Here is an 18,713-nt window from a genome sequence, read left to right on the forward strand (position 1 = left end):
CTCGCCGCAAGCCGTCCAAATTTCGTATGCTCGTGCCCGCTCTTGGCACGAAGCACGCCCATCCTGCAAGGCGAAGGCTTGCTTGCCGGCCACTTGACCACCGCAACCGCGCGCGCCTATGTCGTGAGCCTGCCCGAACAGCGGATGACGAAGCGCATGACGACGGAATCGCCCACTCCTGCCACGACGCCCGCCACGGTGCAGCCGCGCATGTCGCTGCGCCGGCAGGCCATGTTCTGGGCGGCCGCCGTCGCGGTCTTCGTCCTGTTCCTCTACATCTTCGCGTCGGTCCTGCTGCCCTTTTTTGCGGGCATGATCCTTGCCTATTTCCTCGATCCGGTGGCCGACTGGCTGGAGCGGCGCGGCCTGTCGCGCATCTGGGCGACGGTGCTGATCCTGATCTCCTTCGTGCTTCTTCTGGTCGTCGGCCTGGCGGTTATCGTCCCGATCCTCGCCAACCAGCTTGCCGGCTTCATCGAGCGCGTGCCGGACTATTTCGCGCGGCTGCAGTCGCTGGTCACCTCGTTCGACTTCGATTGGTTGTCCTCGCGTATCGGGATGGAGCCGGGCGGGCTGGAAGAGGGGATCGGCTCGATCTTTTCCGAAGGCTCGGGCATGGTCGCCGCGCTGCTGGCCTCGATCTGGAGCGGCGGACAGGCGCTGGTCGACATCGTCGGCCTGCTGGTCGTCACTCCCGTCGTCGCCTTCTACATGCTTCTCGATTGGGACAAGATGGTCGCCCGCGTCGACCAGCTCGTGCCGCGCAACAACGTCGAAACCGTGCGCCAGATCGCGCGCGACATCGACGCGTCGGTGGCCGGCTTCGTCCGGGGGCAGGGCACGCTCTGCCTCATCCTCGGCACCATGTATGCGATCGGCCTGACCATCGTCGGCCTCAATTTCGGCCTGCTGATCGGCATGTTCGCCGGGCTCATCTCCTTCATTCCCTATGTCGGGTCGATGGTCGGCCTCGTTCTGTCGGTCGGCGTCGCCTTCGTCCAGTTCTGGCCCGAGTGGCACATGGTGGCGCTCGTCGCTGCGATCTTCTTCGGCGGCCAGTTCATCGAGGGCAACATCCTGCAGCCCAATCTCGTCGGCAAGAGCGTCGGCCTGCATCCGGTCTGGCTGATGTTCGCGCTCTTCGCCTTCGGCTATCTGTTCGGCTTCGTCGGGCTTTTGATCGCGGTGCCGGCGGCAGCGGCCGTCGCCGTTCTGGTGCGCTTTGCGATCGGCCGCTACGAAGCCTCGCCGCTCTATAGCGGCGGACAAAAGCCGCTCGACCGGGTCTGATCCGTGACACTCGCGCCAAGACGGCCGCAGCAGATCCCGCTCGATCTGGCGCATCGGCCGGCCACGAGCCGCGACGATCTCGTGCCGGGCACGTCGATCCGCCCCGCCTTGCATCTCATCGACACCTATCCCGACTGGCCGGCTCCGGTCGTGGTGATCGTCGGGCCGTGCGGGGCCGGAAAGACCCATCTGGCCTCCGCCTGGCAGAAGATGACCGGCGCCGCCTCGCTAGCCATCGCCGGCATCGCGCCCGAGGCGCTGGACTGGGCCGAGCGCGGGCCGATCCTGGTCGACGATGCCGATCGCGCGCCGATCGACGAGACGGGCCTGTTCCATCTGATCAACGCCATCCGCTCGGCCGGAACGCACCTCCTGCTGACGGCCGTGACGCGCCCGGCGGCGTGGCCTATCGAGCTTCCTGACCTCGTCTCGCGCCTGCGCGCGGCGGCGGTTGTCGACATCGGTGAGCCCGACGACATGCTGCTCGCCGGTGTCCTCACCAAGCTCTTCTCCGACCGCCAGGTCGAGGTCGATCCGGCGGTGATTCAGTATCTCGTCAAGCGGATGGAGCGATCGCTCGAAAGCGCCAACGATATCGTCGAAAGGTTGGACGCAGCGGCCCTCGCGCGCAAGTCTCGGATCACGCGCGCGCTTGCGGCCGAAGTCGTCGGCGAACTTTGACCGACGCACCGGTCGTCGGGCCTAACCAACTGATCCTGTTGCGTCCCAAAGATTTTCCACTACTCTGTGACGGTCATCATGGAGGGGGCCATGCCGCTGCATCGCAAGGCGGAAGAAGCTGGGATCATCTCGCCCATCGAACTGGCGCTCCTGGCCCGCGTCTTCCAGGCCACGGGCCGCACCGGCGAGAACGAGACCGACCGCGAGGCGCGCGCCTCGCGCATCCTCGGTTATTATCTGGCCGGCATCGATGACGAAAGCGAACTGATAACGCTCGCGCGCCAACCTTTGCAGCGGTAGGGCGCCTGACGGGTGGCTGCGCCTTCCCGGATCGGGAAACGACTCGCCGGACGCGCCATTTACAGCGTCGAGCGCATGCGGCTCATGTATTTTCAGACCAATTATCCGATCTGATCTAAACGGCGATGCAATGCAGAATGGCGTCTGCTTGACATGATGCCATTCTGTATTAGTGTTTATTGAGTTATGGTCGGATCGATATAGTATAACAAACTATTTAGATCGCGATCTAGTACAAAATATTGGGACCGATCAAGAAGACGCCGAGAGATGACGGCGAAACGATCGAAGAGGGTTGTGGTTTCCTGCGGGCGAGTGAGGTTTCGATGACGACGCTGGACAATGATCGGCTGTATCAACAGGGGCTGAACGCCGGCCTCGTCGAGATGTTCGTCATGCTGGTCAGGGAGATGGACATACAGGGCGCCATCGACAAGGACCTCCTTCTCAAGCGCATATTCACCGCGCTGACCGATCTGGAGAGCCGGACGGAAGGCATGGTTTCGGAGCTCGATCGGGGGCTCATCGATCAGTTGCGGGGCGTCGCGCGTCCGCTCGACCGGAAGTGACGGCGCATTCGAGCGCCGGAGGGGGGTAGTTGGGCAGCAATTTTCACGAAAGTCTCGACCGGCCGGAAATGCCGTTGCCATCGGACCGGTCGACCGGGCTGGTGTTCACCGCGGTCGCGCTGATCGTCGCGGCCATCTGGCGATCGAACGAGGTCGTGCTTGGCATCGCGCTTGCCCTGTCGGCCGTGCTTGCAACCGTCAGCTTCGTTGCGCCCGGCCGGCTTCGTCCGCTGAACGTCTTGTGGATGCGCTTTGCGGTGCTGCTCAGCAAGATCGTCAATCCGGTCGTCATGCTGATCCTGTTTGCGATCGCCATCGTGCCAACCGGACTGATCATGCAGCGCGTTCGCGACCCGTTGCGAAAGCGCAAGGTCGAAACGCCGACCTACTGGATCGCTGTCGATCAGGTCGAACGGGCCCGCACGTCCAACATGAAGCAGCAGTTCTAGAGCCATGAGGGACATCGGGCAAAGCAGCTTTATGGAGTGGTCGCAGTAGAGTTGGAGCTGGGGAATCGCGATGGTTTCGCTTCTGAATGAACTCTTCGTCTATATGGGCGCGCGCAAGAAGTGGTGGCTGTTTCCGGTCATCTTCATGTTGCTGGTCGTGGGCGGGTTGCTCGTGCTGGCGCAAGGCTCGGCGATCGCTCCCTTCATCTACACCGTTTTTTGAGACGACGGCGGTCGGCGTTACGCGGTGGGGTCTGGTTGGTCATCTCGCACCCTCGATGGTGCGAGTTGTCGGGGTCGTGGGGACGTGCGTATGCGCATCTTGGGTATTTCCGCCTTCTATCACGACAGCGCCGCGGCGTTGCTGGTCGACGGTCGGCCGGTTGCGGCCGCACAGGAAGAGCGTTTCACCCGCAAGAAACACGATCCGGGATTTCCCGAGAATGCCATTCGCTATTGCCTCGACGAGGCGAAGGTCGGGCTCGACGACATCGACTACGTCGTCTTCTTCGAGAAGCCGATCCTGAAATTCGAGCGGCTGCTGGAAACCTATCTCGCCAACGCGCCCGCGGGATATGCCTCGTTCCGCATGGCGTTGCCGATCTGGCTCAAGGAAAAGCTGTTCCAGAAGGTCGGGATGGTGAAGGCCCTGAAGCCGTTTTCCGCATCGGAAAAAGGCATCGAGGAAAAGCTCCTTTTCGCCGAACACCACCAGAGCCACGCGGCTTCGGCGTTCTTCCCGTCACCCTTCGAGGAGGCGGTCGTCCTGACTCTCGACGGCGTGGGCGAATGGGCAACGACTTCGGTGGCGATCGGGCGAGGTTCGCAACTCGAAACGGTGCGCGAAATCCAGTGGCCGCACAGCCTGGGCCTGCTCTACTCGGCATTCACCTATTATGCGGGCTTCAAGGTCAATTCGGGCGAATACAAGGTGATGGGTCTGGCACCTTACGGTGCGCCGCGATTTGCCGACACGATCCTCGAAAATATCGTCGACCTCAAGGCCGATGGAAGCTTCTGGCTCGACCAGAAGTACTTCAACTACGCGACCGGCCTGACCATGACCTCCAGGGCCTTCGACGACCTCATGGGCGGCCCGCCGCGCCGGCCGGAATCGCCGCTCACCCAGCGCGAAATGGATCTGGCGGCCTCCGTCCAAGCGGTGACGGAAGAGGTCATGTTGCGCATCACGCGCGACCTTGCCCGAACCTACGACATTCCCAATCTGTGCATGGCGGGCGGCGTCGCGCTGAACTGCGTCGCCAACGGCAAAATTCTGCGCGACGGCGCGTTCGAGCGGGTCTGGGTCCAGCCGGCGGCCGGCGATGCGGGTGGCGCACTCGGCGCGGCCTATGCGGCGCATTCCACTCATATGAACCGTCCGCGCCACAGGACCGAAGCGCTCGACGGGATGTCCGGCTCATTTCTCGGCCCCGCCTATTCTCAATCCGAGATCGAGGAACGCCTGACGCAGGCGGGCGCGAAATTCGAGACCTTCGACGACGCTGCCACGCTGGAGCAGACGGTGGACGCACTGGAGGCCGGACACGCCGTCGGCTGGTTCCAGGGACGGATGGAATTCGGCCCACGCGCTCTCGGCGCACGGTCCATTCTCGGCGATCCGCGCAATCCGCAGATGCAGCGCAACCTCAATTTGAAGATCAAGTACCGCGAAAGCTTCCGCCCGTTCGCGCCCTCGGTCCTCGCCGAGGACGTGTCCGACTATTTCGATCTCGACGCCGACAGCCCCTACATGCTGCTCGTGGCCGAAGTCGCGGGTGAGCGTCGGCGCAAGATGAGCGCGGCCGAGGAAGCGCTGTTCGGGATCGACAAGCTCAATGTTCCGCGGTCGGACATCCCGGCGGTGACGCATGTCGACTATTCCGCCCGCGTCCAGACCGTGCATCGCGAAACGAACCCGCGCTATCACGCGCTGATTTCGGCGTTCAAGGCGCGCACGGGCTGTCCCGTCGTCGTGAACACCAGTTTCAACGTCCGGGGCGAGCCGATCGTGCTGACGCCCGAAGATGCCTTTCGCTGCTTCATGGGCTGCGAGATGGAGACCCTCGTCGTCGGCAATTGCGTCCTACGCAAGCCGGCGCAGAACGAGGCGCTGAAGGTCGATTACAAGGATCGTTTCGAACTCGATTGAGGACAGTTCGGTGCCGGGAGGGGATGTAAAGTCATCGTCGCAAATCCGCCCCAGGGCGGGCAGGCACCGCATGACCCTTCTTCTGGGTGGCGGTGCGTGCCTTTGTGCGGCGGCCGCGCTGCTGGCAGCTTCGGCGGACTTCACCGAAACGACGTACGCGGCGCGCCGACTTTTCGGTCTCTGGCGCCTTCGGCACGTAGCGCCGGTCATCGTCCTGGTTCTTGTGGGCGTCGGCCTTCTGATGGCTGCGACGTCCCGTCATAGGCTGCTGTCCTACCTTGCCACGACGGGCACCACGATCGCGCTTTTCGGCCTGCTCGAGCTTGGCGGGGCGGTCGGGCTGATCCCATGGTCGAGCCTGATGCGGGCAAACTCGGACGAGCTGGGCGGCCTCAGCGTCGATCTTTCGCCGAACGTCGATGTCGAAGGGACGAGCTTCCAGGATACGGCCGTGATCTGGGGACTGCCCTCCGATCCCGTACCGTTCCATTTCCGCACCGATCGGTACGGCTTCCGCAATCATCCGGACCGGACTGCGAACGATGTCGACATCATCCTGCTGGGCGATTCGATTCTGGTCGCCGCGCTTGTCCCGTTCGACCGAACGATCGGCGCACAATTGGAGGCGGCGACGGGGCGCCCCGTGATGCAGGTCGCGCTTAGCGCCATTTCGCCGCAACGCGAGCACGAACTCTTCGATCTGCTAGACGTGGACGTCAGGGGCAGGACCGTTGCCCAGTTCATATTCGAGGGAAACGACCTCGTCGACTCGCGGATTTATGGTGAGCGCGGCCCGCAGCAGCCGCCGCAACCGGGCGACGACAGCCTGCTGCGCCAGATGTGGGACCTGCTGGTCGTCTCCACCGACGATCTCGGCGGCACCGAGGGTCTGCGCGTCTGCGATATCGACGGCAGCACCTACACCTTCTTGTGGGGAAGACGCTCCTTCGAGGGCCTCGAGGCCGAGCAGGAGGTGATCGCGGATGCGCTCGAGCGTTTCGCATCGAGCATACGTTTCGCCGGCGGAAGCTATCTGGTCGTATTCGTGCCGGACAAGCTGCGCGTCCTTGCACCTTTCTGCAACTTTCCGCCCGATGGCGGGATAAAGGACGCCGCCTGGGAACTCGGTCCGTTCCGTGACTTCGTCTCAAAATGGGCAGTGCGTACGGGCATTCCGCTTCTGGATTTGACGGAGCCGCTGATCGTTCCGCCGGGCAGGGCGAAATTCCCTGGTTCTGGGGCGACACGCATATGAACGAGATCGGCCAGTCGGTTGCCGCGCAAGCGCTTCGCTCGTGCCTCGCAGCAAGCTCTTTGACCCCGGGCTGCGGGAGCGGACGATGAACCGTTTCACGACCCGCCCGCTTTGGAGACAGCCAGCATGAAGCTCGCATCATTCGTGAAGGTGGCAACCGTCAACCTGTTCCTGGTCGCGGTGGGACTGGGCGTCGTCGAACTCGTATTCGGCTCGTGGTTTTCCGACACGCATGCCCTCTACCAGTTCACGAAAGCCCGCAATTTGCGCCTCGAGCAGGCAAATCCGTTCGGCAACGATCCGGCGCAGATCGTCTATACGCGCGACGACAATGGCTTTCGCGGCCTGAAATCCGGCGTCGACGAGATCGATATTCTGACGGTGGGCGGCAGCACGACGGATCAGCGATATCTCGACGACGATGCGACCTACCAGGCCGTTCTGGCCAGTCTGTTCAAGAAGGAGGGCCGCGACGTCTCGATCGTCAATGCCGGGATCGACGGTCAATCGACCATAGGCCACATCCACAACTTCGCCTCCTGGTTCGACAGGATCGAAGGCCTCAAGATGCGCTACGTTCTCTACTATGTCGGAATCAACGACGTCCTCAAATTCGCGCCCCACGAGACATATGACGTCGTCGAGGTTCAGACGACGCGGTTGAAGTGGCAGCTCTACGTCCGGGAGAAATCGGTCCTCTACCAGCTCTACCTGATCGCCAAGCAGCACGCGGCTGCCTCGCCTTATGCTCACGGCGTTTCGAGGGAACACATCGTCGATCCTGCGACGGCTGTGGACCGTGGCCGGGTCGCGACCTTCGATGTGCCTCAACTCCAGGACAACATCGAAGCTCTTAGGCTGCGGATCGCCGAGCTCGATCGGCTGACGCGCCAGATGGGGGCATCGAGCATTTTCGTGACCCAGCGCAGCGCCCGGTGGGACCGGATCGACGGACGCATCGTCGGCATCCCTGCCTATGGCGACGAAAGCAGCGAGTTCCGGTTGCTAGCAGACGTCGTCAACGGGGTCGACATTCACCATGTGGAAGAACGCGTTGCCGAAGCGATCATGGCCGAATGCAAGGCTGCGGACGCAATCTGTATCGATCTCTTCGAGAATATCGATTTCGATGTTGGCAGGGATTTCTACGATTCGGTGCACACGACGAGCTCGGGCTCGCGGGCCATCGCCAAGTATCTGTACGACGCGCTGCACGACAGGATCTGATGTCGGGCGTACGAGGCGTTGATTATGTTGGCGATCCCGGCAGGATTCGAACCTGCGACCATCGGCTTAGAAGGCCGGTGCTCTATCCAACTGAGCTACGGGACCTGAACCGGGGCAGGGCTGTCAGTGCGTCCAGGGGATCTTGCGATCGTAGCGAAAATTCTCGGCATAGGAAATCTGCCGGCGGCGCGCGTCCTTCGGCTCCTGAACGCGGAAGGCGATGCCGTTGCGCTGCGCATAGGCGACGGCCTCTTCCTTCGTCTCGAAGGTCAGGCGGATCTGGCTCTTCATGTCGCCCGACGACGTGTAGCCCATCAGCGGGTCGATCTTGCGCGGCTGTTCGGGATCGAATTCAAGCACCCAGAACCCGGTCTTGGCCTTGCCGGACTGCATCGCCGTCTTGGCGGGGCTGAAGATACGTGCGGACATCGATCATACTCCGTTCGGGCCGCATGGTCGGAGCGGCAGGATTCGAACCTGCGACCCTCTGGTCCCAAACCAGATGCGCTACCAGGCTGCGCTACGCTCCGACGGTCACTGCGGACGCAGCCTGCCTAGTTGGTCGGCAGGCCATTCGCAAGGGGAAATACGCAATCGGGCCGGATTCTCAAGCGCGCAGGGCGTCGAGCCCGGCCTCGATGTCGGCCTTGATGTCAGCGACGTCTTCGAGGCCGATCTGGAGGCGCAGGACGGGGCCTGGATAGTCGACCTTCGAAACGGTCCGGTCCGACAGGTTGACGTGGACCGCCAGGCTCTCATAGCCGCCCCACGAATAGCCGAGACCGAATATCTTCAACGCGTCGAGAAAGGCATGCGCCTCACGCTCGCCGCCTGACTTCAGCACGATCGAGAAGATGCCGGACGAGCCGGAGAAATCGCGCTTCCAGAGCGCGTGGTCGGGATGGCTTTCGAGCGCGGGGTGCAGCACCTGCGCGACCTCGTCACGCGTCTCCAGCCAGCGGGCGAGCTCCAGCGCGCTTTGCTGGTGGCGTTCGAGCCGCACGCCCATGGTGCGCAGGCCGCGCAGCACCTGGTAGACGTCGTCCGGCGCCGAACACACGCCCATCGTCAGATAGGTGTCCCAAAGCTGCTCCCAACAATCCGCGTTGGCCGAGACGGTGCCGAGCAGTACGTCCGAATGCCCGGCGGGATACTTCGTCGCGGCATGAATCGAGATGTCGACGCCGTGGTCGAGCGGCTTGAAATAAAGCGGCGTCGCCCAGGTGTTGTCCATCATCACGATCGCGCCGCCAGAATGGGCGGCCTCGGCGATCGCGGGTATGTCCTGCATTTCGAACGTGTTGGAGCCGGGTGCTTCGGTAAAGACGACCTTCGTGTTCGGCTTCATCAGCTTGGCGATCCCGGCGCCCACGCGCGGCGCGTAATATTCCACCTCGACGCCGAGCCGCTTCAGCATGGAATCGGCAAAGCGGCGGGTCGGATTGTAGATCGAATCGACGATCAGCACGTGATCACCGGCCGACAGGAAGGCGAGGAGCGGAATCGTCACCGCCGCGAGGCCCGAAGGGACGAGGATCGTGCCCGCGGAGCCCTCGAGATCGTCGATCGCATTGCAAAGCGCATCGGAAGTCGGCGTTCCGCGGGTGCCGTAAGTATATTTCTGGTTGCGCGAGGCCATCGTCGCGGCATCGGGGAAGAGTACGGTGGAGCCGTGAACGACGGGCGGATTGACGAAGCCGAAATAATCGCGCGGATTGTTGCCGCCATGGGCCAGGCGGGTGTTGATACCCTTGCGATCGACATCGTTCTTCATGCTTTTCCACCGTTGGTTTCAAATCTTGGCGAGATCAATACGCGGCTGCACGAATTGGTGCAACGCAGCGGTCCTGCCCATCCGCTGGGCAAAGGAGGGGGCCGAGGCGACGTGGGGGAAGATGGCCGAATGATGACGGGCCGATAGGTCCACTGGCGCTTTCAGGCTTGACCCAGCAAAATTTATGGCCTTCGATGGCCTTCGTGAATGGGAGACAGGGCAGGGGGCCGGCGTCGCCGCAGTTCGCTGTGGCGCATGAGGCCGCTCACGCGGCTCCCAGACAAAACAAGACGGAGCATTAGGAACATGCTTCGAAAACAAGAGGGTAAGTGGGCAATGAACAAATTTATGGTGGGAATTCTCGGTGGTGCGGCGATGGCGCTCGGCGCATCGACTGCTTCGGCTGCGACCCTCGACGACGTTAAGGCCAAGGGCTTCGTCCAGTGCGGCGTTCACACCGGCCTGGCCGGATTCGCCGCCCCCGATGACGCCGGCGACTGGACCGGTTTCGACGTCGACATGTGCCGCGCCGTTGCGGCAGCGGTCTTCGGCGACGCCGAAAGCGTTCAGTACACGCCGACCAACGCGACCGAGCGCTTCACCGCGCTGCAGTCGGGCGAAATCGACCTGCTCGCTCGCAACACGACCTGGACGCTGACGCGCGACACCACGCTCGGCCTGACCTTCGCCGGCGTGAACTACTATGACGGCCAGGGCTTCATGATCAATCAGACCGCCCTGCCGGACATCAACTCGGCTCTTCAGCTTTCGGGCGCGGCGATCTGCGTGCAGTCCGGCACGACGACCGAACTCAACCTCGCCGACTATTTCGCGGCCAACAACATGGAATACAACCCGGTTGTCTTCCAGGGCTTCGAAGAGACCAACGCGGCCTATGAGGCCGGCCGTTGCGACGCTTACACGACCGACGCCTCGGGCCTTTACGCACTTCGCCTGACGCTCGCCAACCCGGACGAGCACGTCGTTCTGCCAGAGATCATCTCCAAGGAGCCGCTCGGACCTGCCGTGCGCCAGGGCGACGAGCAGTGGTTCAACATCGTCAAGTGGACGCTCTACGCGATGGTCCAGGCCGAAGAACTCGGCATCACTTCGGAAAACCTCGAGGAGATGCTGAATTCCGAGAACCCGGAAATCCGCCGCGTGCTCGGTCTCGAAGACGAGTCGACGATCGGCCAGGGCCTCGGTCTTGAAAACGACTGGGTCCAGAACATCGTCCGCGAAGTCGGCAATTACGGTGAAGTGTTTGACCGCAACATCGGCGCCGGCAGCCCGCTCGCCATCGCCCGCGGCCTGAACGCGCTGTGGACCGACGGCGGACTGCAATACGCAATGCCGCTGCGCTAAGCAGGTTCGGACTGGTTTCGGGAGGCGGATTCCGCCTCCCGTTCTCTTTGGCGCGGAGGAAAAATGGCTTCGCAGATGAGTGTGCGCGGCGAAGAGCCCGCACGGGTGTCCTGGGTGAATGACCCCAAGACGCGCGGCATCGTCTTTCAGGTCGTCGTCGCAGTTGCGCTGATCGGCTTCATCTACTGGATCATCGGCAACACGGCGGAAAATCTACGGCGCGCGAACATCTCGTCGGGCTTCGCCTTCCTCAACGGGCGCAGCGGCTTCGATCTGAGCCAGGCGCTGATTCCCTATTCGTCGAACTCGACCTTCATGCGGGCGATCATCGTCGGGCTGCTGAACACGCTCCTCGTGGCCGTCACCGGCATCATCACGGCGACCATCGTCGGCTTCATGGTCGGCATCGGGCGCCTGTCGGGCAACTGGCTCATCGCGCGGATCTGCACCGTCTATGTCGAGATCTTCCGCAATCTTCCGCCGCTGCTTGTCATCTTCTTCTGGTATGTCGGCGTGCTTTCGGTCCTGCCCGGACCGCGCCAGTCGGTCGATCTTCCGCTCGGCGGCATGATCAACAATCGCGGCCTTTATCTGCCGCGCCTTTTGACCGAACCCGGCTTCTGGCTCGTCCCCGCCGCGCTCGCGCTGGGCGTCGTGCTGACCTTCTTCTTCATCCGCTGGGGACGCCGTCGCCAGATGGCTACCGGACAGGTGTTCCCCGGTTTCCGCGTCGGTCTCGGCCTGATCTTCGGACTGCCGATCCTCGCCTTCATCGTCGCGGGCATGCCCGCGACGCTCGAATATCCGGAAATGGCAGGCTTCAACATTCGCGGCGGCCAGGTCGTGCTTCCCGAATTCCTGTCGCTCTATCTCGCTCTGTCGCTCTACACGGCCTCGTTCATCGCCGAGATCGTGCGAGCGGGCGTTCTCGGCGTGGCCAAGGGACAGTCGGAGGCAGCCTATTCGCTCGGGCTTTCGCCGCGCCGCACGTTGCGCCTCGTCGTGGTGCCGCAGGCGATGCGGATCATCATTCCGCCGCTCACGAGCCAGTATCTGAACCTAACCAAGAACTCGTCGCTGGCGATCGCGGTCGGCTATGCGGATCTGGTGGCGATCGGCCAGACGACCATGAACCAGACGGGTCAGGCCATCGAGGTCGTGGCGATCTGGATCGTCGTCTATCTCGGCCTCAGCCTGATCACCTCGGCATTCATGAACTGGTACAACGCCAAGATGGCGTTGGTGGAGCGGTAGGGCCATGCAGGAACACGACCTTTCCTACGTCCGCATGGAGATGGTGAACGCCCAGAATGCGCCCGAGCGCGAGAAGGGCGTCACCCGCTGGCTGCGCAAGAACCTGTTCGCGACACCCGTCGACGGGCTCCTGACGCTGATCGGCCTCCTGATCGTCGCCTACGCGCTTCCCAACATCGTGCGGTGGGCCTTCATCGATGCTGCCTGGGTCGGGCCGGACCGCTCGGTCTGCTCGACGCAGTCGCAGGGAGGCATCCAGCCAGATGGCTGGTCCGGCGCCTGCTGGGCCTTCGTCAACGCCAAGTTCTCGCAGTTCATGTACGGCCGGTATCCGGTGTTCGAACGCTGGCGCGTGGACCTGACGGCAGTGATGTTCATCGCGCTGCTGGTGCCGCTCCTGATCCCGCGCATCCCCTACAAGGCGCTGAACGCGATCGTGTTCTTCGGCGTCTTCCCGGTGGTCGCCTATTTCCTGCTCGTCGGCGGCAATTTCGGCCTGAACCGCGTCCAGACCTCGCTCTGGGGCGGCCTGCTGGTCACGATGGTCCTGTCCTTCGTCGCCATCTCGGTCTCGCTTCCGTTCGGCATCCTTCTGGCGCTTGGTCGACGATCGAGGCTGCCGGTGATCAAGATGATCTGCGTCGTCTTCATCGAGACGATCCGCGGCGTGCCATTGATCAGCGTCCTGTTCATGGCGAGCGTCATGCTGCCGCTCTTCATGCCGGCCGGCACGACTTTCGACCGTTTCCTGCGCGCCGTCGTCGGCCTGTCGATCTTCGCCTCCGCCTATATGGCAGAGGTGGTGCGCGGCGGATTGCAGGCCATTCCGAAGGGCCAGTATGAGGGCGCGTCCTCGCTCGGCCTCGGCTATTGGCAGTCGATGGGGCTGATCGTTCTTCCACAGGCGCTGAAGCTGGTGATCCCGGGCATCGTGAACACCTTCATCGGGCTCTTCAAGGACACCAGCCTCGTCTACATCGTCGGCATGTTCGACCTTCTGGCAATCGTGCGCCAGAACTTCTCGGATGCGAACTGGGCCTCGCCGCAGACGCCGAAATCGGGCCTGATCTTCGCCGGGCTGATCTTCTGGGCGTTCTGCTTCGCGATGTCGCGCTATTCGATCTACATGGAACGCCGGCTCGACACCGGCCATAGAAAATAAGGCCAAGGGGAACCGACATGGCTACTCAAGACGCCGTCATGGCAAGTGACCGCCCGCTCGACCGTTCGAAGATGCAGATCTCGGACACAGACGTCGCGATCGAGATCATCGGCATGCACAAATGGTATGGCGACTTCCATGTGCTGCGCGACATCGACCTCAAGGTCATGCGCGGCGAGCGCATTGTCGTCTGCGGCCCGTCGGGATCGGGCAAGTCGACCATGATCCGCTGCATCAACCGGCTCGAAGAGCACCAGAAGGGCAAGATACTGGTCGACGGAATCGAACTGACCAACGATCTGAAGAAGATCGACGAAGTGCGCCGCGAAGTCGGCATGGTGTTCCAGCACTTCAATCTCTTCCCGCATTTGACCATCCTCGAAAACTGCACGCTTGCGCCGATCTGGGTGCGCAAGATGCCGAAGAAGCAGGCTGAAGAGATCGCGATGCACTATCTGGAGCGCGTTAAGATTCCCGAGCAGGCCCACAAATATCCCGGCCAGCTTTCGGGCGGCCAGCAGCAGCGCGTGGCGATCGCGCGCTCATTGTGCATGAACCCGCGCATCATGCTGTTCGACGAACCGACCTCCGCACTCGATCCCGAGATGATCAAGGAAGTGCTGGAGACGATGGTCGGTCTGGCCGAAGAAGGCATGACCATGATCTGCGTGACGCACGAAATGGGCTTCGCACGCCAGGTCGCCAATCGCGTCATCTTCATGGATCAGGGCCAGATCGTCGAGCAGAACGTGCCGGAGAAGTTCTTCGACAATCCGCAGCATGAGCGTACCAAGCTCTTCCTGAGCCAGATCCTGCACTGACGATGCCGACGCGAAGCCGCCGAATGCGGCTGCTTCGCGGGTTGCTCGCGATCGCGGCCCTTGCCGCGGTCGCCTTCGTGCTCGGCGCCATCGTGCCGCGCCCGCTCTTCGCGCCCGCCGGGGAGCCGCCGACGCGGCGGGTGCTTCTCGTCGCCAACGCCATCCACACCGACATCGCCTTCCCCGCCGATCCCGACATTCTCGCCCGGTTCGGCTTCCTGGCCGAAGACGGCCTGCCGCTCGACGCGCCGGAACTTGCCTGGCTGGTGATCGGATGGGGCGGGCGCGCCTTCTATCTCGAAACACCGACATGGGCCGATCTGAAGCCCGGGCCGGCGGCGAAGGCGTTGACGCTCGACCGCGCGGTGCTCCACGCCGCGCTTGGTGGCGAAATCGAACTGCCTGCCGAGGGTGTCGTCGTCCTCGACGTCTCCGAGCGGGAAATGACGGCGATGATTGACGAGGTGCTGGCGACGCTGGTGCCGGACGCGGCTGGCCGGCCGGACGTGATCGAGGGTGCCGGCTATGGCGAGTTCGATCGTTTCTACGAAGCGCGCGGCTGGTTCAACGTGCTGGTCGGCTGCAATCTGTGGACGAGCCGTGTGCTGCGCGAAGGCGGCTTTCGAACCGGCTGGTGGAACCCGCTGCCGGTGAGCCTCGTCTGGTCCGTCGATGCTCACAATGCGGCGGCGTCGAACCCGTAGAGCCAGTCGAAATCAGCGGCGAGGCGTTCAGGGCTGCGCGTCTTCAGGACGAGGTTGCGCGCGAGCGCGACCGGGCCGGCCGCATGCCAGGCGAAGCGGTTGAACCGCGCGCGACCGGCAACGCGGGCAAGGCGCGGGCGGCGGACGGCCTCAAAGCGGGTGAGCGCGGAAGCGATGTCGGGCGCCGCGGCGAGGGCGCTTGCCAGCGCCGCGCCATCCTCGATTGCCATCGCCGCGCCCTGCGCGGCATAGGGCGTCATGGCATGTGCGGCATCGCCGAGGAGGAAGCCGCTCGCATCCCCCCATCTGCCCGATGGGGCAACGTCGTGAAGCGGCCAGCGCGTCCAGCCATGTACGCCCGAAAGCAGGTCCCGCAACACCCCGACGCGATCCTCCGGCAGCGGTGCTGCGTCCGCGACGTATTGCGACCAGTCGTCCGTACCGGCATTCCCCGGCATGATCGCGACCAGATTGAGCGCTTGACCCTGCCGGATCGGGTAGGCGACGAGGTGAAAGGAGGGGGCGAGAAGCGCGGTGACACTGGTCGGCGATAAGCGGGCGACGAGGTCGGCGAAAGCTGGATGGTCGGCTTCGACCAGCGCGCGCAACGCGACGTGTCCGCTGAACCGGGCCGGCGACGCGCCGGGGATACGGGCCCGCATCACGGACCAGACGCCATCGGCGCCGATGGTCAGGACGGCATGTGTCGTATGATCGATTTCTGATCCGAAACGGATACTTATTCGAGGTTCCCGCAACGCCGTATCAAGCAAGATCCGTTGCAAATCGCCGCGATGGATGACGAGATAGGGCGCGCCCCAGCGTTTGGCGGCGAAATCGCCGAGGGCGACGGAGGCGAGCGCCTTGAGGCTGCGTGCGTCGCGAAGTTCGATCGCTTGCGGCGCGACGGATGCCGCTTCAAGCGCGGGCAGGAGGCCCATACGATCGAGAAGCCGGGTCGCATTGGGGGAAAGCTGCAACCCGGCACCGACCGGCTCGAGGCATTTCGCGCGTTCGTGAATCTGGACGTCGAAGCCCGCACGGGCGAGGAAGAGGGCGCTCGTCAGGCCGGCAATGCCGGCGCCTGCGATCTCGACGCCGCCGCGCGCGCTCACCTCAAGCGGCGTGTTCGTGATAGGCCGCGCCTGCCGGCACGCTCTCGCCGGCCTTCAGGCTCGCATTGAAGCGATAGAGCGTCGAGCAGTAGGGGCAGACCTTCTCGTCGCCATCGCCCATGTCGAGGAAGACGTGCGGGTGGTCGTAAGGCGGGTTCGCGCCGACGCACATGAATTCCTTGACGCCGATCTCGATGACCGGATGACCCTCGTCGTTCTGGAAATGGGGAATTGCGTGGCCGGCCATGACGGACTCCGAAGATCGTACGAATAGGCCTTGAGCGTTTGCAGCATCGGCCCCACCATTGCAAGATGCGTGATATGAAACTGTCGCAAAAGGCTGGCAGGAACGGGCATTGGTCGCGATGGTCGCGGCGCGGGGGAGCCGGGTAAGCAGATGAACGAGATGAAGCCAGTCGAACGAAGCTTTGCAAGCCCGGTGGCAAAGCTCGTCAAGTCGCCGGACGACAATCCGGACCGCTTCGTCAATCGCGAATTCTCCTGGCTGCAGTTCAATCGGCGCGTGCTGGATGAATCGCAGAACCCCAACCATCCGCTCCTGGAGCGGCTGCGCTTCCTGTCGATCTCGGCGACCAATCTCGACGAGTTCTTCATGGTCCGGGTCGCGGGCCTCGCGGGCCAGGTGCGCGCCGGCATCGCCATCAGGAGCCCTGACGGACGCACGCCCGAGGAACAGCTCGAACAAATCCTGCTCGAGGTGTCGAGCCTGCAGGAGGACCAGCAGAAGAGCTTTTCGCTGCTCGCCGAACTCCTGCGCAAGGAGGGCGTCGAGATCGTCCGCACCGCGCCCCTGTCGAAGGAGGACAAGGCGTGGCTGGAGGACCATTTCCTCGAGGCGATCTATCCGGTGCTGACGCCGCTATCGGTCGATCCGGCGCATCCGTTTCCGTTCATCCCCAATCTCGGCTTCTCGATGGCGCTGCAATTGCGCCATCGCAAGGAGGGCGAGGAGATGTCGGCGCTGCTGCGCCTGCCGATGGCGCTCAACCGCTTCATCCGCCTGCCGGACAAGCGCAAGCACACCCGGTTCATCGCGCTGGAGGACGTGGTCGAGCTCTTCATCGGGCGGCTCTTTCCCGGCTATGAGGTCAAGGGATCGGGTACGTTCCGCATCATCCGCGACAGCGACATCGAGGTGGAGGAGGAGGCCGAGGATCTGGTGCGCCTGTTCGAGACCGCGCTGAAGCGGCGCCGGCGCGGGCAGGTGATTCGCATCGAGTTCGACGACGAGATGCCGGCGGCGCTGCGCGACTTCGTCGCCTCGCAACTCAATGTCGGCCCCTCGCGCATCAGCGTGCTTTCCGGCCCGCTGGCGATCAGCCAGATATCGGAGATCGTCTCGCTGCCGCGCGAGGATTTGAAGTTCCAGCCCTTCAATCCGCGCTTTCCCGAGCGCATCCGCGAGCATGGCGGCGACTGTTTCGCGGCGATCCGCGAGAAGGACATCGTCGTCCACCACCCTTACGAATCCTTCGACGTCGTCGTGCAGTTCCTGCGCCAGGCGGCGCTCGACCCGGACGTCGTCGCGATCAAGCAGACGCTCTACCGCACCTCGAACGACAGCCCGATCGTGCGCGCGCTGATCGACGCCTCGGAAGCCGGCAAGTCGGTGACGGCGCTGGTCGAGCTCAAGGCGCGGTTCGACGAGGAGGCCAACATCCGCTGGGCGCGCGATCTGGAGCGTGCGGGCGTGCAGGTCGTGTTCGGCTTCCTCGAACTGAAGACCCACGCCAAGATGTCGCTCGTCGTACGCCGCGAGGACGGCAAGCTGCGCAACTACGTGCATCTGGGCACCGGCAATTATCACCCGATCACCGCGCGCATCTATACGGACCTGTCCTATTTCACCTGTGAGCCGCAGATCGCGCGCGACGTGGCGCAGATCTTCAACTTCATCACCGGCTATGCCGAGCCGACCGACCAGATGAAGCTCGCCATCTCGCCCTTTACGCTGCGCCAGCGCCTGCTCGATCACATCCGCGGCGAGATCGACTTCGCCAACAAGGGCAAGCCGGCGCAGATCTGGCTGAAGATGAACTCGCTGGTCGATCCGGCAGTGATCGACGCGCTCTACGAGGCGAGCCGGGCGGGCGTCGAGATCGACATCGTGGTTCGCGGCATCTGCTGCCTGCGCCCGCAGGTGCCGGGCCTGTCGGACAACATCCGCGCCAAGTCGATCGTCGGCCGTTTCCTTGAGCACAGCCGCATCTACTGCTTCGGCAACGGCCACGGCCTGCCGTCGGACGAGGCGATCGTCTACATCGCGTCCGCCGACATCATGCCGCGCAATCTCGACCGCCGCGTCGAAACACTCGTCCCGATCACCAACCCGACCGTTCACGAGCAGGTCCTCGGCCAGATCATGCTGGGAAACCTGATGGACAACCGGCAAAGTTTCGAAGTATTGCCGGACGGCACCTCGCGGCGGATGACGCCGGAGGAGGGGGAAGAGCCGTTCAACGCGCAGGAATATTTCATGACGAACCCGTCGCTCTCCGGTCGCGGAAATGCCCTGAAATCCCATGCGCCGAAACGGATCGCGCGCCACCGCCGCAAGAAGCATGACTAAGGCCG

General features: G+C 63.4%; 19 protein-coding genes and 2 tRNA genes. 15 read left to right on the forward strand and 6 right to left on the reverse strand.

From position 1 onward, the window contains the following. Window positions 1-156: 156 nt before the first annotated feature. The 9 genes from ACT6QU_RS01495 to ACT6QU_RS01535 all read left to right on the forward strand — a co-directional run bounded on the left by ACT6QU_RS01495 (window position 157) and on the right by ACT6QU_RS01535 (window position 7,923). Complete coding sequence (locus ACT6QU_RS01495) at window positions 157-1,290, forward strand: AI-2E family transporter (protein WP_444563258.1); 1,134 nt, start codon at window positions 157-159, stop codon at window positions 1,288-1,290. A 3-nt stretch (window positions 1,291-1,293) separates the two neighbouring features. Beyond that, window positions 1,294-1,971: a DnaA regulatory inactivator HdaA gene (hdaA, locus tag ACT6QU_RS01500; protein ID WP_444563086.1), complete on the forward strand. Its 678-nt coding sequence runs from the start codon at window positions 1,294-1,296 to the stop codon at window positions 1,969-1,971. 90 nt (window positions 1,972-2,061) lie between these two features. Further along, window positions 2,062-2,271 carry a hypothetical protein gene (locus tag ACT6QU_RS01505; protein WP_024586167.1) on the forward strand — a complete coding sequence of 70 codons (210 nt, stop codon included), beginning with the start codon at window positions 2,062-2,064 and terminating at the stop codon, window positions 2,269-2,271. A gap of 326 nt (window positions 2,272-2,597) precedes the next feature. Continuing rightward, window positions 2,598-2,840 (forward strand): hypothetical protein, encoded by a 243-nt coding sequence (locus ACT6QU_RS01510; RefSeq protein WP_444563087.1) that lies wholly within the window; start codon window positions 2,598-2,600, stop codon window positions 2,838-2,840. 29 nt (window positions 2,841-2,869) lie between these two features. Then, window positions 2,870-3,289 carry an SxtJ family membrane protein gene (locus ACT6QU_RS01515; protein ID WP_444563088.1) on the forward strand — a complete coding sequence of 140 codons (420 nt, stop codon included), beginning with the start codon at window positions 2,870-2,872 and terminating at the stop codon, window positions 3,287-3,289. 70 nt (window positions 3,290-3,359) lie between these two features. Beyond that, window positions 3,360-3,512, forward strand: a complete 153-nt coding sequence (locus ACT6QU_RS01520) for a DUF5989 family protein (RefSeq protein WP_444563089.1) — start codon at window positions 3,360-3,362, stop codon at window positions 3,510-3,512. 90 nt (window positions 3,513-3,602) lie between these two features. Beyond that, window positions 3,603-5,441, forward strand: a complete 1,839-nt coding sequence (locus ACT6QU_RS01525) for a carbamoyltransferase family protein (protein WP_444563090.1) — start codon at window positions 3,603-3,605, stop codon at window positions 5,439-5,441. 70 nt (window positions 5,442-5,511) lie between these two features. After that, window positions 5,512-6,696, forward strand: a complete 1,185-nt coding sequence (locus ACT6QU_RS01530; protein ID WP_444563091.1) for a hypothetical protein — start codon at window positions 5,512-5,514, stop codon at window positions 6,694-6,696. A gap of 126 nt (window positions 6,697-6,822) precedes the next feature. After that, window positions 6,823-7,923 (forward strand): hypothetical protein, encoded by a 1,101-nt coding sequence (locus ACT6QU_RS01535; RefSeq protein ID WP_444563092.1) that lies wholly within the window; start codon window positions 6,823-6,825, stop codon window positions 7,921-7,923. A gap of 28 nt (window positions 7,924-7,951) precedes the next feature. Here the strand turns inward: ACT6QU_RS01535 and ACT6QU_RS01540 are convergent. The 4 genes from ACT6QU_RS01540 to ACT6QU_RS01555 all read right to left on the reverse strand — a co-directional run bounded on the left by ACT6QU_RS01540 (window position 7,952) and on the right by ACT6QU_RS01555 (window position 9,697). Further along, window positions 7,952-8,028, reverse strand: a tRNA-Arg gene (locus ACT6QU_RS01540). Between the two features lie 18 nt (window positions 8,029-8,046). Then, window positions 8,047-8,352, reverse strand: coding sequence for an ETC complex I subunit (locus tag ACT6QU_RS01545; protein WP_444563093.1), 306 nt, complete (start codon window positions 8,350-8,352; stop codon window positions 8,047-8,049). A gap of 24 nt (window positions 8,353-8,376) precedes the next feature. Then, window positions 8,377-8,453 (reverse strand) — tRNA-Pro (locus ACT6QU_RS01550). Window positions 8,454-8,530: 77 nt separating this feature from the next. After that, a complete protein-coding gene (locus ACT6QU_RS01555) occupies window positions 8,531-9,697 on the reverse strand; it encodes a cystathionine beta-lyase (protein ID WP_444563094.1) in 1,167 nt (388 codons plus the stop codon). Between the two features lie 336 nt (window positions 9,698-10,033). On the opposite strand from ACT6QU_RS01555, the gene ACT6QU_RS01560 reads away from it, so the two are divergent. From ACT6QU_RS01560 to ACT6QU_RS01580, 5 genes are all read left to right on the forward strand, one after another. Beyond that, window positions 10,034-11,062 carry an amino acid ABC transporter substrate-binding protein gene (locus ACT6QU_RS01560; protein ID WP_444563095.1) on the forward strand — a complete coding sequence of 343 codons (1,029 nt, stop codon included), beginning with the start codon at window positions 10,034-10,036 and terminating at the stop codon, window positions 11,060-11,062. 63 nt (window positions 11,063-11,125) lie between these two features. Beyond that, window positions 11,126-12,316, forward strand: a complete 1,191-nt coding sequence (locus ACT6QU_RS01565) for an amino acid ABC transporter permease (protein ID WP_444563096.1) — start codon at window positions 11,126-11,128, stop codon at window positions 12,314-12,316. A gap of 4 nt (window positions 12,317-12,320) precedes the next feature. Then, the gene (locus ACT6QU_RS01570; RefSeq protein ID WP_444563097.1) at window positions 12,321-13,478 is read left to right on the forward strand and encodes an amino acid ABC transporter permease; all 1,158 of its coding nucleotides are present in this window, start codon (window positions 12,321-12,323) and stop codon (window positions 13,476-13,478) included. A gap of 17 nt (window positions 13,479-13,495) precedes the next feature. After that, window positions 13,496-14,299, forward strand: a complete 804-nt coding sequence (locus tag ACT6QU_RS01575; RefSeq protein WP_024586160.1) for an amino acid ABC transporter ATP-binding protein — start codon at window positions 13,496-13,498, stop codon at window positions 14,297-14,299. Between the two features lie 23 nt (window positions 14,300-14,322). Beyond that, the gene (locus ACT6QU_RS01580; protein ID WP_444563098.1) at window positions 14,323-15,003 is read left to right on the forward strand and encodes a TIGR02117 family protein; all 681 of its coding nucleotides are present in this window, start codon (window positions 14,323-14,325) and stop codon (window positions 15,001-15,003) included. On the opposite strand, the gene ACT6QU_RS01585 is transcribed toward ACT6QU_RS01580, so the two are convergent. Both ACT6QU_RS01585 and ACT6QU_RS01590 read right to left on the reverse strand, forming a co-directional pair. Further along, window positions 14,976-16,118, reverse strand: coding sequence for an FAD-dependent monooxygenase (locus tag ACT6QU_RS01585; RefSeq protein WP_444563099.1), 1,143 nt, complete (start codon window positions 16,116-16,118; stop codon window positions 14,976-14,978). The two genes, ACT6QU_RS01580 and ACT6QU_RS01585, sit on opposite strands and share 28 nt — an antisense overlap. A 1-nt stretch (window position 16,119) precedes the next feature. Beyond that, the gene (locus tag ACT6QU_RS01590) at window positions 16,120-16,365 is read right to left on the reverse strand and encodes a zinc-finger domain-containing protein (RefSeq protein ID WP_444563100.1); all 246 of its coding nucleotides are present in this window, start codon (window positions 16,363-16,365) and stop codon (window positions 16,120-16,122) included. A 150-nt stretch (window positions 16,366-16,515) separates the two neighbouring features. Here ACT6QU_RS01590 and ACT6QU_RS01595 point away from each other — a divergent pair, with 150 nt between their 5' ends. Beyond that, on the forward strand, window positions 16,516-18,708 hold the full coding sequence (locus tag ACT6QU_RS01595; protein WP_444563101.1) for an RNA degradosome polyphosphate kinase: 2,193 nt from the start codon (window positions 16,516-16,518) through the stop codon (window positions 18,706-18,708). Window positions 18,709-18,713: the final 5 nt, after the last annotated feature.

This window comes from Aliihoeflea sp. (assembly GCF_052435475.1).
In the GTDB taxonomy this organism is placed as follows: domain Bacteria; phylum Pseudomonadota; class Alphaproteobacteria; order Rhizobiales; family Rhizobiaceae; genus Aliihoeflea.

Coding starts and splice junctions, on each gene's coding strand:
- ACT6QU_RS01565 (WP_444563096.1), top strand. CDS start 11,126: ATGGCTTCGCAGATGAGTGTGCGCGGCGAAGAGCCCGCACGGGTGTCC.
- ACT6QU_RS01530 (WP_444563091.1), top strand. CDS start 5,512: ATGACCCTTCTTCTGGGTGGCGGTGCGTGCCTTTGTGCGGCGGCCGCG.
- ACT6QU_RS01570 (WP_444563097.1), top strand. CDS start 12,321: ATGCAGGAACACGACCTTTCCTACGTCCGCATGGAGATGGTGAACGCC.
- ACT6QU_RS01510 (WP_444563087.1), top strand. CDS start 2,598: ATGACGACGCTGGACAATGATCGGCTGTATCAACAGGGGCTGAACGCC.
- ACT6QU_RS01545 (WP_444563093.1), bottom strand. CDS start 8,352: ATGTCCGCACGTATCTTCAGCCCCGCCAAGACGGCGATGCAGTCCGGC.
- ACT6QU_RS01505 (WP_024586167.1), top strand. CDS start 2,062: ATGCCGCTGCATCGCAAGGCGGAAGAAGCTGGGATCATCTCGCCCATC.
- ACT6QU_RS01595 (WP_444563101.1), top strand. CDS start 16,516: ATGAACGAGATGAAGCCAGTCGAACGAAGCTTTGCAAGCCCGGTGGCA.
- ACT6QU_RS01555 (WP_444563094.1), bottom strand. CDS start 9,697: ATGAAGAACGATGTCGATCGCAAGGGTATCAACACCCGCCTGGCCCAT.
- ACT6QU_RS01580 (WP_444563098.1), top strand. CDS start 14,323: ATGCGGCTGCTTCGCGGGTTGCTCGCGATCGCGGCCCTTGCCGCGGTC.
- ACT6QU_RS01575 (WP_024586160.1), top strand. CDS start 13,496: ATGGCTACTCAAGACGCCGTCATGGCAAGTGACCGCCCGCTCGACCGT.
- ACT6QU_RS01560 (WP_444563095.1), top strand. CDS start 10,034: ATGAACAAATTTATGGTGGGAATTCTCGGTGGTGCGGCGATGGCGCTC.
- ACT6QU_RS01495 (WP_444563258.1), top strand. CDS start 157: ATGACGACGGAATCGCCCACTCCTGCCACGACGCCCGCCACGGTGCAG.
- ACT6QU_RS01535 (WP_444563092.1), top strand. CDS start 6,823: ATGAAGCTCGCATCATTCGTGAAGGTGGCAACCGTCAACCTGTTCCTG.
- ACT6QU_RS01520 (WP_444563089.1), top strand. CDS start 3,360: ATGGTTTCGCTTCTGAATGAACTCTTCGTCTATATGGGCGCGCGCAAG.
- ACT6QU_RS01525 (WP_444563090.1), top strand. CDS start 3,603: ATGCGCATCTTGGGTATTTCCGCCTTCTATCACGACAGCGCCGCGGCG.
- ACT6QU_RS01590 (WP_444563100.1), bottom strand. CDS start 16,365: ATGGCCGGCCACGCAATTCCCCATTTCCAGAACGACGAGGGTCATCCG.